The sequence below is a fragment of the Actinomycetospora sp. 2LY8.5 genome, from assembly GCF_057180585.1.
Genome location: NZ_JBXUHE010000029.1, coordinates 49,464 through 62,147, shown reverse-complemented (window position 1 = coordinate 62,147; position 12,684 = coordinate 49,464). Strand labels below are relative to the sequence as shown.

The 12,684-nt window shown below is 68.4% G+C and carries 12 protein-coding genes and 3 pseudogenes; 7 read left to right on the top strand and 8 right to left on the bottom strand.

Annotated features, from left to right (window positions below; all coding sequences use genetic code 11):
- Positions 1–41 precede the first annotated feature (41 nt).
- Positions 42–500 carry a PaaI family thioesterase gene (locus AC2A1K_RS25185; RefSeq protein ID WP_483899081.1) on the top strand — a complete coding sequence of 153 codons (459 nt, stop codon included), beginning with the start codon at positions 42–44 and terminating at the stop codon, positions 498–500.
- Between the two features lie 14 nt (positions 501–514).
- On the opposite strand, the gene AC2A1K_RS25180 is transcribed toward AC2A1K_RS25185, so the two are convergent.
- Positions 515–1,681 (bottom strand): NAD(P)/FAD-dependent oxidoreductase, encoded by a 1,167-nt coding sequence (locus AC2A1K_RS25180; protein ID WP_483899080.1) that lies wholly within the window; start codon positions 1,679–1,681, stop codon positions 515–517.
- A 252-nt stretch (positions 1,682–1,933) separates the two neighbouring features.
- Between AC2A1K_RS25180 and AC2A1K_RS25175 the strand changes: the two are divergent.
- From AC2A1K_RS25175 to AC2A1K_RS25160, 4 genes and pseudogenes are all read left to right on the top strand, one after another.
- Positions 1,934–2,176: pseudogene (locus AC2A1K_RS25175) on the top strand (AMP-binding protein); the annotation flags it as partial.
- A gap of 58 nt (positions 2,177–2,234) precedes the next feature.
- Positions 2,235–3,257: a class I adenylate-forming enzyme family protein gene (locus AC2A1K_RS25170; protein WP_483899079.1), complete on the top strand. Its 1,023-nt coding sequence runs from the start codon at positions 2,235–2,237 to the stop codon at positions 3,255–3,257.
- Entirely contained in the window at positions 3,203–3,352 is a 150-nt protein-coding gene (locus AC2A1K_RS25165) for an AMP-binding enzyme (RefSeq protein WP_483899078.1), read from the top strand. The genes AC2A1K_RS25170 and AC2A1K_RS25165 overlap by 55 nt, the downstream gene beginning before the upstream one ends.
- Positions 3,353–3,844, top strand: a pseudogene (locus AC2A1K_RS25160) (3-hydroxyacyl-CoA dehydrogenase); the annotation flags it as partial.
- Between the two features lie 44 nt (positions 3,845–3,888).
- Here the strand turns inward: AC2A1K_RS25160 and AC2A1K_RS25155 are convergent.
- A pseudogene (locus AC2A1K_RS25155) lies at positions 3,889–5,021 on the bottom strand (CaiB/BaiF CoA transferase family protein).
- 54 nt (positions 5,022–5,075) lie between these two features.
- Between AC2A1K_RS25155 and AC2A1K_RS25150 the strand changes: the two are divergent.
- Both AC2A1K_RS25150 and AC2A1K_RS25145 read left to right on the top strand, forming a co-directional pair.
- A complete protein-coding gene (locus AC2A1K_RS25150) occupies positions 5,076–5,321 on the top strand; it encodes a hypothetical protein (RefSeq protein WP_483899114.1) in 246 nt (81 codons plus the stop codon).
- 235 nt (positions 5,322–5,556) lie between these two features.
- On the top strand, positions 5,557–7,500 hold the full coding sequence (locus tag AC2A1K_RS25145; RefSeq protein ID WP_483899077.1) for a flavin-containing monooxygenase: 1,944 nt from the start codon (positions 5,557–5,559) through the stop codon (positions 7,498–7,500).
- A gap of 71 nt (positions 7,501–7,571) precedes the next feature.
- Here the strand turns inward: AC2A1K_RS25145 and AC2A1K_RS25140 are convergent, their stop codons facing one another.
- The 6 genes from AC2A1K_RS25140 to AC2A1K_RS25115 form a co-directional block, all read right to left on the bottom strand.
- Positions 7,572–8,390, bottom strand: coding sequence for an enoyl-CoA hydratase/isomerase family protein (locus AC2A1K_RS25140; RefSeq protein ID WP_483899076.1), 819 nt, complete (start codon positions 8,388–8,390; stop codon positions 7,572–7,574).
- Positions 8,391–8,396: 6 nt separating this feature from the next.
- Positions 8,397–9,179, bottom strand: coding sequence for an Asp23/Gls24 family envelope stress response protein (locus tag AC2A1K_RS25135; RefSeq protein WP_483899075.1), 783 nt, complete (start codon positions 9,177–9,179; stop codon positions 8,397–8,399).
- Positions 9,180–9,240: 61 nt separating this feature from the next.
- Positions 9,241–9,543 carry a cytochrome C oxidase subunit IV family protein gene (locus AC2A1K_RS25130; protein WP_483899074.1) on the bottom strand — a complete coding sequence of 101 codons (303 nt, stop codon included), beginning with the start codon at positions 9,541–9,543 and terminating at the stop codon, positions 9,241–9,243.
- Positions 9,544–9,556: 13 nt separating this feature from the next.
- Entirely contained in the window at positions 9,557–10,174 is a 618-nt protein-coding gene (locus tag AC2A1K_RS25125) for a cytochrome c oxidase subunit 3 (RefSeq protein ID WP_483899073.1), read from the bottom strand.
- A 52-nt stretch (positions 10,175–10,226) separates the two neighbouring features.
- A complete protein-coding gene (locus AC2A1K_RS25120) occupies positions 10,227–11,783 on the bottom strand; it encodes an aldehyde dehydrogenase family protein (protein ID WP_483899072.1) in 1,557 nt (518 codons plus the stop codon).
- Between the two features lie 61 nt (positions 11,784–11,844).
- Positions 11,845–12,672, bottom strand: a complete 828-nt coding sequence (locus AC2A1K_RS25115; protein ID WP_483899071.1) for a mycofactocin-coupled SDR family oxidoreductase — start codon at positions 12,670–12,672, stop codon at positions 11,845–11,847.
- Positions 12,673–12,684 lie beyond the last annotated feature (12 nt).

The window sequence follows — 12,684 nt, the reverse complement described above, 5'->3', positions numbered from 1 at the left end:
GCTTCGTGGCCGTATCGACGGACGTCGGAGGCGTGGGGGTCGTGAGCGAGGAACTGCGCGCGCCGTACGGCGCCGGACAGGATCAGTGGATCGACTGGGCCGACAACCTCGCTGCGTCGCGGGCCATGGGACTGAGGGTGACGTCGATCGGAGGCGGGGAGGCCGAATTGGTCCTCGAGCGCTCACCGCTCGAGCTGAACCCGAACGGCGCGGTGCACGGTGGGGTGGTCGCCTACGTCATCGACCAGGCGATGGGCATCGTGGCCACGAACGCGGGACCGACCGGCCAGGTCGTCGTCACGTCGACCCTCAACATCGAGTACCACTCTCCGGCGCGGCTACCGCTCCTCCTGCGGGCGCGGGTGACACGGGCGGGGCGTTCGGTGGTGTTCATCGAGGTCGACGTCGAAGGCGGTGACGGTCGCTTGTGCAGCAGAGGACGGGGGTCGATGGTGCCGCGGATCGCCGACACCCGACTGTCGTCGGTACAACAGCCCTGACCCGGCGGCAGCGATCACGCGGCCGCGAGGCGCTTCCGGTAGCCGAGGAACTTCTTGTTCTGGTTCACCGTGAGGGCTCCGACCAGTTCGTCCGCGGAATACGCCTCGGCGGCGAGCGCACCGTCCTCGGTCTCGTCGACGACCTCGATGCGGTCGGCAAGGTGGAGGAAGCCCGCTGACTTGATCTTCCAGTCGTATTGATCGGACCAGAACGTCGGTACCGGTGCGAAGGGCGTCCGGTCGTCCTCGCCGAGCAGATTGCGGACGACATGAGAGGCCATCTCGGCTGCGGTGTTCCAATGCTCGATACAGACCGGCCGACCGAGCGCGGGATGCGGCCAAGCCGCGACATCGCCGATCGCGGCGATCGTCGGGTCGCCGACAGCGATCCCGTGGACGTCGCACAGGACGGCCCCGTTCTCGAGGTCGAGCCCAGAGGTCTCGAGCCACTCCGTGTTGGGCGCCGATCCCAGGGACAGCAGCACCAGGTCGGCGACCAGAGACGTCCCGTCGTCCAAGACGACGCCCTCGACCGCGTCACGTCCCTCGAACGCCTCGACCTTCCGACCCAGATGGACACCGACTCCGTGGCGTTCGTGTTTCGCCGCCGCCCGACCACCCATCTCCGCGCCGAGTCCAGACATCGGGTGCGGCGCCAGGTCGATCATGTCGACCGGGATCTCCCGGCTGCGCAGAGAGGCTGCCACCTCGCAACCGATGAATCCGGCGCCGACCACGACAGCGCGCCGCGACGATGCCATCGCGTCTCGGAGTCGGACCGCGTCGTCCAGACCACGCAGCGTGTGAAAGCCGCTGATCGCGGGGAGATCTGGCCAGCCTCTCGCCCGCCTACCGGTCGCGATGACGAGCCGGTCGTACGGAAGTTCGTGTCCGTCGTCGGTGTGAACGATGCGAGCTGCGCGATCCAAGGAGGCTGCGGCGCTGCCTCCGAGATAGGTGACCGACGACAGCACGTCAGCGGGGAAGGCGCAATCGGCCGGCGTGGTCCCACCGGTGAGGAGCTGTTTCGACAGCGGCGGACGATTGTACGGCGGGTGAGTCTCGTCCCCGATGAGGGTCACGTGCCAGTGCGGCGCTCGCTCTCGGGCCGCCTCAACAGCTCGGAGCCCCGCCAGGCCAGCTCCGACCACCACCAGCTGCCCAGCATCGTTGCCGGTCATCCTCGGAACCCCCGGATCGACTACACCAGCTCGGACCCCGCAGAGGATAGCAGCTCTGAGAACGATCGTTTACAGTTGTCCTCGGTCGACGGGCTGAATCGCAGCACATAACAACCAGCCTCTGGTTGGAGGACCTCTCCGTGCTCATAACGACCGTTCCTTCGGTCGGACAACCTCCAGGAGGAGTCTGTGAAGGCGTAACGGTCGGGCGGTGTCGTCGCCGACGAGCTCTGCGACGAGACCGTCGGAGGGCTGCTCCGGTCGGCCGCGAACGACACGCCGGGTCTCACCGCCCTGATCGAGGCTTCCGGCCGTGGACGATGCTGGTCCTTCGAGCAGTACCTCGTGAGCTCGGAGAACGTCGCTCGCGGGTTTCTGAGCTGCTTCGCGCCCGGGGAGCCCGTCGCCGTGTGGGCGCTCAACTCCCCCGAATGGGCGCTGGTGCAGTTCGGAGCGGCCCTGGCGGGACTGGTCCTCGTCCCCGTCAACCCCGCCGTTCCTGCGCCCGAACTCCAAGACCTCCTGCAACGGTCCGGGGCTGTCAGGCTCATCCATGACACGGAGTACCGCGGCACTCCTGGGTGCGATCGCCCGCGAGGCCGCCGCCGGCGCGCCCGCCATGCGCACGGTCGTCGCCACGGACGATCTCGCAGATTTCTGCTCGGCGGCGGAGTCCATCCCTGTGTCGCAGGTGAAGCCGACATCGGTAGCGCAGCTGCAGTACACGTCCATAACGACGGGCCCTCCCAAAGGCGTCCTGCTCTCGCACGCCGCGTTGGTGAACAACTCCCGATACTCCACCGGTCAGGCCGCGGCACCGGAGCGGCGGCCGTGGCTGAACACACTCCCGATGTTCCACGCGGCGGGCTGCGTCACGATGACCCTCGGTCCGGTGTGGCGACGCGCTGGTCACGTCGTCCTGCGTCAGCCGGACCCAACCGGCGTCCGCGATGCGCTCGTCGCCCACAGGGTCAGCTTGCTCGGCGCGGTGCCGACCGTCCTCATCGGCCTCCTCGAGTGCCCCGGACTCGAGGAGGCCGACGTCACGGAGCTCGACGTGATCCTGACGGGAGGGGCCGTCGGATCCGCCGAACTCATCGAGCGCTGCGAGCGCATCCTCACCGCACGGGTGAGCAACATGTACGGCCAGACCGAGCTCGCGCCTGTCGTCGCCGTGACGAGCCCGGACGACTCGACCTGCGACAAGGCCAGCACGGTCGGTCGGGCTCTACCGACCACAGCATGTCCGGTGCTGGACCCCCGCAACGGACAGATCGCCGAGGTCGACTCTGAGGGCGAGATCTGTGTGCGTGGTTACCAGGTCATGCTCGGGTACGACGGCTCCCCGGAGGGGACCGCCGCCACGATCGACGGGCACGGTTCGTGCCACACGGGGGACCTCGGGTCGATGGACGCGCGGGGGTACCTCAAGGTCACGGGCCGGATCAAGGAACTGATCATCAGCGGGGGCGAGAACGTACCCCGGCGGAGGTCGAGGACGCGTTGCACCGGCACCCATCGGTGGCGGAGGTCGCAGTGGTCGGCACGCCCGATGAGAGGTGGGGCGAGAGCGTGACCGCGGTCGTCCGCCTTCGCGCCGGCGTCCGAGCCCCCCGGGCCGACGAGCTCCGCGCTTGGTGCAAGGGTCCGTCACAGCACATCCGCGAGTAGACCCGCAAGGGCGTCGAGGCCGCCGGCGGCACCTGGGTCGGGCACCCGTCCGACGCCATCGTCGACCGGATGGTCGAGCTGGGCCGCAAGGGCCGCTCCTCGGGCGCCGGGTTCTACGAGTACGACGAGTCGGGCAAGCGCACGCGGTTGTGGCCGGGCCTGTCCGAGGAGTTCGGCGCGGCCCGGGGCGACCTGCCGTTCGAGGACATGCAGGAGCGCATGCTCTTCGCCGAGGCCCTCGAGACCGTGAAGTGCTTCGACGAGGGCGTCCTGCACACGATCGCCGACGCCAACATCGGCTCGATCATGGGCATCGGCTACCCGGCCTGGACCGGCGGCGTGGCGCAGTACATCGACGGCTACCCCGGCGGCCTGCCCGGGTTCGTCGAGCGCGCCCGCATCCTGGCCAAGGCCTACGGCGACCGATTCGCCCCGCCGGCCTCGCTGGTCGAGAAGGCCGAGAAGGGCCAGACCCTGCGTCACTCCCGCTGAGCGGCCGTCCCGTCGGGGCGGCCACGGGCCCCGACGGGACGGTGTTACGGATCGGGGCGCTCCGCAACGGCGACCGCCCCACTGTCCAGGTGGCGCGCAGCGTCCGGGACGCCCCAGTCGTCGAGGATCTCCCGGGAGTCTGCGCCCGGAATCGCCGGACCCCGGCGCAGCGTGCCGGGAGTCTGGTCGAACTTCGGTGTCGGTGTCGGCTGCGTGATCCCTTCGAACTCGACCAGTGACCCACGGGCCGCGATCTGTGGATCCGCGGCCGCCTCCCGAAGGCCGAGTACCGGCGCGACGCACGCATCCGTACCTCGGAAGATCGCGGTCCATTCACTGCGCGTTCGCTGCCGGAAGGCGTCGGCGATCCGTCCGCGTAGTCCAGGCCAGGCGGACGGCTCGGCCCGCTCCGTCTCATCGGACGAGATGCCCAGCGTGGCCACGAACTCGGCGTAGAACTTGGGTTCCAACGCGCCGACCGCCATCCACCCCCCGTCGGAGGTTTCGTACACGTCGTACCACGGTCGTCCCGTATCGAGCAGATTGACACCGCGCTCGTCCCGCCAGTGGTCCGTGGCCAGCATCCCGTGCAGCGCCGAGGTCAGCGAGACGGCGCCGTCGACGATGGCGGCATCCACCGTCTGCCCCCGCCCTGTCTGCTGGGCTCGATAGACCGCAGCGAGGACACCGAGCAGGAGGTACATCGAGCCGCCACCGAAATCCCCAACCAGATTGAGCGGGACCGCGGGTGCGTCGCCCTCACGGCCCATGGCGTGCAGAGCGCCCGTGATGGCGAGGTACGAGATGTCGTGCCCCGCACTCGACGCGATCGGTCCGTTCTGTCCCCAGCCGGTCATGCGTCCGTAGACGAGTCGCGGGTTGCGCTCGAGACAGGTCTCCGGGCCGACACGAGTCGCTCGGTGACTCCGGGACGAAAGCCCTCGATGAGAACATCAGCCTTGGAGATCAGGCCGAGGACGACCTCGGCCCCCGCTGCGGAGCGGAGATCGACGGCGATCGAGCGGCGGTTTCGCCGCAGCACGTCGAGGTGCGGAGGTACGACCCCGGGCTCGCCACCGGTCCGATCGACACGGACGACGTCCGCGCCGAGGTCGGCGAGCAGCGTCGCGGCCAAGGGTGCAGGCGTCGGTGCTGGCCGTGCACTCGACACCGCCATGCGAGGACGGAAGCTCGAGGCCGTCGAGGCGAACGATGGTCTCGTGACGAGGTCGTGTCGGTCGAGCGCTGCCGTGAACGGGCCCTGGAGCTGGCGCGCGAGCTGGCCGACGGGTCCTCGAGCGTCGCGGTCGTACGGGAGCTGCTCTCTGGCTTCTGCGGGCGAACGCTGCCCGAGCAGCTCGATCACGAGGCGGCGGCCCAGGGCGCGGCCGCATCGGGTCTGGATGGCCGGGAGGCTCGCGCCGCCTTCCGCGAGAAGCGCGCCCCTCGGTTCGGTGGCGATGCGGGCCGGTCCTGACCTGCGGGCGTCGGCGGCCATCGTCGGTTGCCGCCCGGCCGTGTTTGACGGGGGACTCCCCGGTGCCATATATTTGAGACGCTGAGGTTCAAAAGAATGACCTGGCGCGCGAGCCCTGCGCTGCCCGGCTGGCCCTTCTCCACGACACGACGTCCTGAGTCTGTCGGTGAGTGCGGCCGACGAGCTCGCCGTGGCGCCGCACTGCGGAGCCGACCGCACATCGAAGGGACCCTTGATGTCCGTTCCGACCGCCCCCCCACCCCGCCAGCCGGCGACCGACGAGGAGATCGAGGCGGCGCTCCCCGAGGGCAACCTCCCGTCGTTGCTCCTCGTTCTCGCGCACCTGACCGGTGACGAGAGCTGGCTCGACGAGCCCTACCGGCCCAAGGTCGGCAAGCAGATCGATGACAACGACTCGGCGGGTCTCTGTCCCGATCGGCAGCGCGAGGTCCGCGAGGCGGTCATGGAGGCGGTCCGCGCCTACCGCCGCGGGGAGCTGACCCCGGCCGAACTGACGCCCGATCAGGTCGCGAACATGCTCCAGGCGGCGCTCGGCGAGGAGGTCCCTTCCGAGTACGGCCCTGTGCTGTCCGAGGAGCTGGGCCTGGTCAGCCGCGACGTGCCGATGCCGGAACCGCCCCCGTCCGACGCCTTCCACGTCGTCGTCATCGGGTCCGGGATGTCGGGGCTCTGTGCGGCCATCAAGCTGCAGGGCGCCGGCATCTCCTACGAGATCATCGAGAAGGACGACAACCTCGGCGGAACGTGGTGGGAGAACAACTATCCCGGGTGCGGGGTCGACACGCCCAGCCACTTCTACTCGTTCTCGTTCGACATGAACATCGAGTGGGACCGCTACTTCGCGCTCCGTCCTCAGGTCGCCGAGTACCTCGAACGGCTCGCGGACAAGTACGACGTCCGGAAGAACATCCGGTTCCGTACTGAGGTCTCGAAAGCCGTCTACGACCAGGGCGCCGGTGACTGGTCGGTGGAGATCATTCGCGACGGACGCCAGGAGACCATCACCGCCCAGGCGGTGATCAGCGCCGTCGGGCAGGTCAACCGCCCGATGATCCCCGAGGTCCCCGGCCTCGATTCCTTCGAGGGGCCGACGATGCACACGGCCCGATGGGACGACCAGGTCGATCTGCGGGGGAAGCGGGTCGCCGTGGTCGGCACCGGCGCCAGCTCGATGCAACTCGTTCCCAGCATCGTCGAGTCGGCGGAGCACGTGACCGTCTTCCAGCGGCAGAAGCAGTGGGCGCTGCCGCACCCCAACTACCAGCGGAACGTGCCGGAGGCGGTCAAGCTCCTCATGGCCGAGGTCCCGTTCTATGCGCGCTGGTACCGACTGCGACTTTTCTGGAACTTCGGGGACCGCCTCCACCCCGCGCTCGAGATCGATCCTGACTGGCCGCACCAGGACCGCTCCATCAACCGGACGAACGAGTCCCACCGGAAGTTCCTCACCCGCTACATGGAGGAGGAACTCGACCATCGAGCGGATCTCATCGAGAAGTGCGTGCCCGAATACCCGCCATACGGCAAGCGCCCGCTCGTGGACAACGGCTGGTATCGGACCATGACCCGCGACGATGTCGATCTTGTCACCGAAGGTGTGGCCGAGCTCCGGCCGCACAGCGTGGTCACCCACTCCGGGCAGGAGTTCCCGGCCGACGTCGTCGTCTTCGCCACCGGTTTCAAGATCCTTCAATTCCTGTGGCCGATGGAGATCCGCGGGCGATCCGGGCGCACGTTGCGCGAGGCATGGGGGCCGGACGATGCGCGGGCCCACCTGGGCATCACCGTTCCCGACTTCCCGAACTTCTTCATGCTCAACGGGCCGAACACGTTCGCCGGACACGGCGGTAGCGCGATCATCGCGACCGAGTTCCAGACGCGCTACATCATGCAGCTTCTGCGGTGGCTGATGGACCCCGAGGTCAACGCGGTCGAGGTGACGCTCGAGGCCTTCGACGCCTACAACGCGGAGCTCGACGAGGCTCTCAGTCGAAAGATCTGGTCACACCCGGGCATGACGACGTACTTCCGCAACGACAAGGGCCGCGTCGTGGTCAGCAGCCCGTGGCGCTACACGGACTACTGGGCAAGAACTTTCGAGGTCGAGCCTAGCGACTATCACTTCGAGCCCTCGAGCGTCACTTCCCCGGCCGGCTGACCTCCCGAACCGAGGGTCGGTCGCTGAGGTTCCTCCCCGGCGACCGGCCCTCGGGGCGAGACCGGCCCGAGTCACCGTCCTCGGAACGTTCCTGGACGTTTCTCGCGGAAGGCCGTGATGGCCTCGAGCAGGTCGTCGGAGGCCAGCGTCCGCTCCTCGTGGGCGAGTGCGAGCTCCACTACCTCGCCGGCTCGCTGTGCGGTGACGCGGTTGAGCGAGCGTTTCGTGCCCTGCACCGCGAGAGGCGGCAGCCCGGCAATGCGCTCGGCGAGGGCCCGGGCCACCGGAGCGGCTTCCTCGGGCGTGTCGACGAGGTCGGTGACCATGCCGAGAGCGAGAGCGGTCTGAGCATCGAGAGGATCACCGGTCAGGAGGTGGCGTCGGGCCCGGAGCATGCCCGCGGTCGACGGCCAGACGAGGCATCCACCGTCACCGGCGACGAGGCCGATGCAGACGTGAGTATCGGCGAGCACCGCCCGTCGTGCGGCGACGACGGCATCACAACACAGAACGACCGTCGCCCCGAGGCCGATTGCCGGACCCTGGACGGCCGCCACGATCGGTTGAGGTATCGACAGGAGAGCGTCGAGAAGACCGCGCGCGTCATCGACCAAGGCTCGTCGCACGGCATCGTCGGCGTGCGCGCGTTCCATGAGCTCGAAATCCCCGCCGGCGGAGAATGCGGTGCCGGTCGATGACAGCACCACGGCCCGGGTCGCGGGATCGCCACCGACGTCGCGCAGCGCCTCGATGACCGCGTCATGCATCGCCGCGTCGAACCGGTTCCGGCTCTGCGGTCGACTGAGAACGATCTCTGTGACACCGGTGGCTGCTTCCCGGACCTGAAGTGGACCCGGCGGGTCCGCGGGATCGCTGGATGGCGGCGGCACGAGCGCTCAGCTCACCGCGGCCGGCGCTGCGCCTGCGGTACGGACACCCCCAGCGGTGGCTGTCTGCCCCGACTCGGGCGGTCCTGGCGCATCGGGGAGCTGCTCGCGCTCCTGCCGGGCGATGGCCCGGAGCAGGAAGTACGACATGAGCAGCATCCAGATCGTGAAGACGGCGAGGGGCATCCACCAGCTGAACAACCCGTTCCAGGCGAAGGGCCCGGTCTTGAAGTATGGGATCAGGGCGCCCGCCTGGAAGTCGACCATCGCCCAGAGATTGAACCAACCGAACCAGCGGGGGAAGAGAGGATCCTCTCGTCGATCGCGCAGGATCGCGAACGTGATGGCTGCACCCTGCACGAAGATCGTGGCAACCGGGGCGAGGAACGTGATCCAGCCGAGGTCGTTCAGCATCTGCGTGAGCTCGGGGTCCCGTTCGGGACGGAACGCTGCGGTCTGCCAGATCATCACCGGGATGATGAACACCAGGACGAAGACGGCACCGAGTGCCAGCTGGGTGTAGGCCATCGGGGAGTATCGGCCTTCAAGGCGCTTGAGCTGCACCGAGATGACCGCGGCCCACGGACCGTAGATCGCCCCGCCGATCATCAGCAGGATCATGCCGAACCGGATGGAGTCGGCGTTCTCGGCATAGCGAGCAGCGATCTCCAACGGCCCGTCCGTCGGAGCCGGTGGTGGCACGAAGCCGGCGAAGACCCAGAAGCCCAGTAGCCATGTGGATGCGCACAGGGGTCCGCACCACGCGCAGAGACGCTGGCCGGTGGCGTTCATCGATTCCTCCTCCTCTGACCGCGGTTGCCGTCGACCGCCGACGGCTGCACGGGTCCGGGCGCTACACGGTCGGGGTGATCGTCAGGGCGGAGATCCCCAGCCATGTCGCGACGACCCATCCGGTCATCGTCAGCCGAAGCGTCCGAGGGGCCCGTCGAGTCTCCATGAAGTTCTCGGTGATCAGATGGACCTTGACGAACGCGACAGCGACGACAGCCAGCGCTCCCAACTCGCCGGGGAGGCCCGCGCGCGTGTCGGGCGCGAGAGCGTAGGCCAGCACGCTCTGCGCGACGGTGAGCGCCGCCAGGACCGCCCAGACCGCGACGAGACGGCGCAGGCTCTGGTCGGTGCTTGTCGAGTCCACGACACTGTCCTCCTTACATGAGGTAGAGCAACGCGAAGAGAACGACCCAGAGCAGATCGACGAGGTGCCAGAACAGGCCGATACCCTCGACCGTGGCCGAACCGCGCGCGTCGAGCGGCCCTGCTCGGTTGACCAGCATTCTCGCTACCACGAGGAAGCCCAAACCGATCAGGACGTGCGTCAGGTGGATCGCGGTGAAGGCGAAGTAGTACAGGAAGAACTCACCGGAGCTGATCGTGTACCCTTCACCGATCACGCGTGCGTACTCGACCGCCTTGTTGACCACGAAGGCCACACCACAGGCGATCGCGAGCGTCAAGCAGGCCGACGGGTTGAGGTGCGGACTTCGATCGCGGACGCCGATCACGGCGCGGGCGACGAATAGTGACCCGGTCAGCAGGAGGAGCGTCCCGAAAGTGCCCTGCGGGAGGCTGAGCGCGAGGCGAGCCTGCTCGAACTCTGCGAGGTGGAGCGACCGGGAGTAGGCGAAGGCGCCGAAGAACAAGCCGAACTGGAGCAGGTCGCCGAAAAGGAGAACCCACAGCCCGCTCTCGGCGGGGACGCGTCGCCACGCCGACGGGGCGCGAGTTCCTGAAGGGTCGGAACGGTGCTCGACGATCGACGTGGCCACTGCGCCTCCTCGGTCAGGGTCGGGATTCTCTCGTTGGCTCGCTCCTCGAAGGTCACCACGGAGGAGCAGACCGGCGCCGGCGGTTGCGAGGCGCAAGCATGCGGACCATGGCTGCGGAGATGCGCCCCACACGGGCGGTGTACGGGTACCAGTGCAACTCGGTGCTCGCCTCGACCCGTTCGGACACCAGCGCCTGATCACGGCAGTACTTGAGGAAGCCTTTGGCGCCCCCGAAGCGAGCCCCGACACCCGAGTCGTTCCAGCCCGAGTGGGGCACAGGGAACTGGAACACGTTGAGCATGCAGTTGTTGATGTTCACGGCGCCGACCTGGAGCCGATCTGCAACGCTCGTCGCTCGACGGTGGTCGGCGGTCCACACGCTCGCCGAGAGCCCGTACGGGGAATCGTTGGCGAGCTCGACGGCCTCGTCCTCGTCGGACACCGCCATGATCGGCAGCAGGGGACCGAACGTCTCCTCGCGCATGACCGACATCGAGTGGTCGACGTCCACGAGGACAGTGGGTTCGTAGAGCAGGCCGGCGGCTCCGCGCTCGCCCCCCGTGACGATGGACGCGCCTCTGCCCCGGGCGTCGTGGACATGCCGCTCCACGATCTCGAGCTGCGCCTCGGTCGCCAGCGCTCCCACCTCGGATGTGAACTCGCCGGGCGGATCCATTCCCCGACGAAGCTCGCCGACCTTGGCGGTGACGAGCCGGACGAACTGCTCCCGGACCGGCGCCTCGACATAGATTCGCTCGATCGCCGTGCAGGACTGGCCGGCGTTGAACAGCCCACCCCACACGGCCCCGTTCGCGGCGCGTTCGAGATCAGCGTCGCTGAGCACGATCATCGCGTCTTTGCCGCCGAGTTCGAGGCTGTACGGGATCAACCGTTCCGCTGCCCGGCTCGCGACCTGACGACCGGTGCGCGTGGACCCGGTGAACTGGATCATGTCGACGACGTCAACCACGGCCGCACCGACCCCGCCACGCCCCGACACCGCCTCGAGGACAGGAGGTGCGCCGATCTCTCGCCATCCGCGGACCGCTTCGGTCCACGCCAGCGGAGTGACCTCCGATGGCTTGCTCAACACCGCGCAGCCGGCCATCAGCGCGAAGGGCACGTCGAGCATGGGCATGGCCAGGGGGTAATTCCACGGCGAGATGACTCCGACCAGCGGGAAGGGGCGGTGCCGCACCTCGAGCTTCTTCACGACGTTCGGCAGGCCAGAAGGACGCGGATGCTCGTCGGCCAGGGCCGCAGCCGCGTTGTCGGCCGCGTACTTGATCGCCTGCGTGGACGCCAACGCCTCGATGGAGGCGTCGCCCCAGGACTTCCCGCCCTCCAGCTGGACCAGCTCGAGGAGTTCTTGCCGGTGCTCGAGGATCCACTCGCTCCAGGCTCGCAGCCACCATGCGCGTCCGCCGGGACCCAAGGCATGCCAGGCGGGCTGGGCGTCCCGAAGACGTCCCGCGACGCTACCGACGTCCTCGATCGCCGTCTCGGGCACGGTCCCGACCAGGCGACCGTCAGCCGGGCATCGAACCTCGATGTCGTTCGAAGCGTTGGGGGCGGCCCCGAGCGGCCTGGTGTCCGTCGAGATGTCCATCGTTGACACCCTTTCGTGGCTCCAGCACGGGGCCGCCCCGCGGGAGGCGGCGCCCCGGCGCTCAGCGGTAGTTGGTGAACCCGGCGTCGAAGACGACCGTCTGACCCGTGATGAAGCGTCCGGCGTCGGAGAGCAGGTGCATCACCTGATCGGTGACGTACGAGCAGTCGAGAAGACCGTTGGGCACCGTGAGCGGGTTCTGGAGGTTCTCAGCCATCTCCGGGTGCTCGGCGACGTAGCGACCGAAGGCCTCGTTGGCGATCATCGGGGAGTTGACCCCGGTCGGGTGCAGCGTGTTCACGCGGATGTTCTGCGGTGCCAGCGTGTTGGCGAGCGTGCGCATCACCCCCACGACCCCGTGCTTGGCGGCGGCGTAACCCGTGACCCCGGGGTTGCCCTCGGAGATGCCGCCGACGATGCCGTTGGTGGAACTCGTGATGAGAATGGCACCACCGCCGGAGGCCTGGAGGTGCGGGATCGCGGGAAAGACTGTGTTGGCCACTCCGATGAGCATGATCTCGACCGCGGTCGAGAACGCCGCCTGACGCAGGCGCTGCTCGCCGGTGATCGGCATGACACCGGCGTTCGCGAGCACGTAGTCGAGCCGACCGAACTCGGCGACACCGTCGTCGAGAACCTTCTTCACGGCGTCGCCGTCGCGGACGTCAGCCCTGACCGCATGGGCTCGGCGACCGGCCTTCTCGACCAGCGCCACGGTCTCGTCGAGGTCGGCCTGGGTGGCGAGCGGGTACTCCACGTTCGGGTCGTCCGCACAGATGTCGAACCCGATGATGTCCGCGCCTTCCTCGGCCAGGCGGACCGCGTGCGAGCGGCCCTGGCCCCGTGCGAGCCCCGAGATGAACGCGACCTTGCCTTCATGCACACCCACGAGATGACCTCC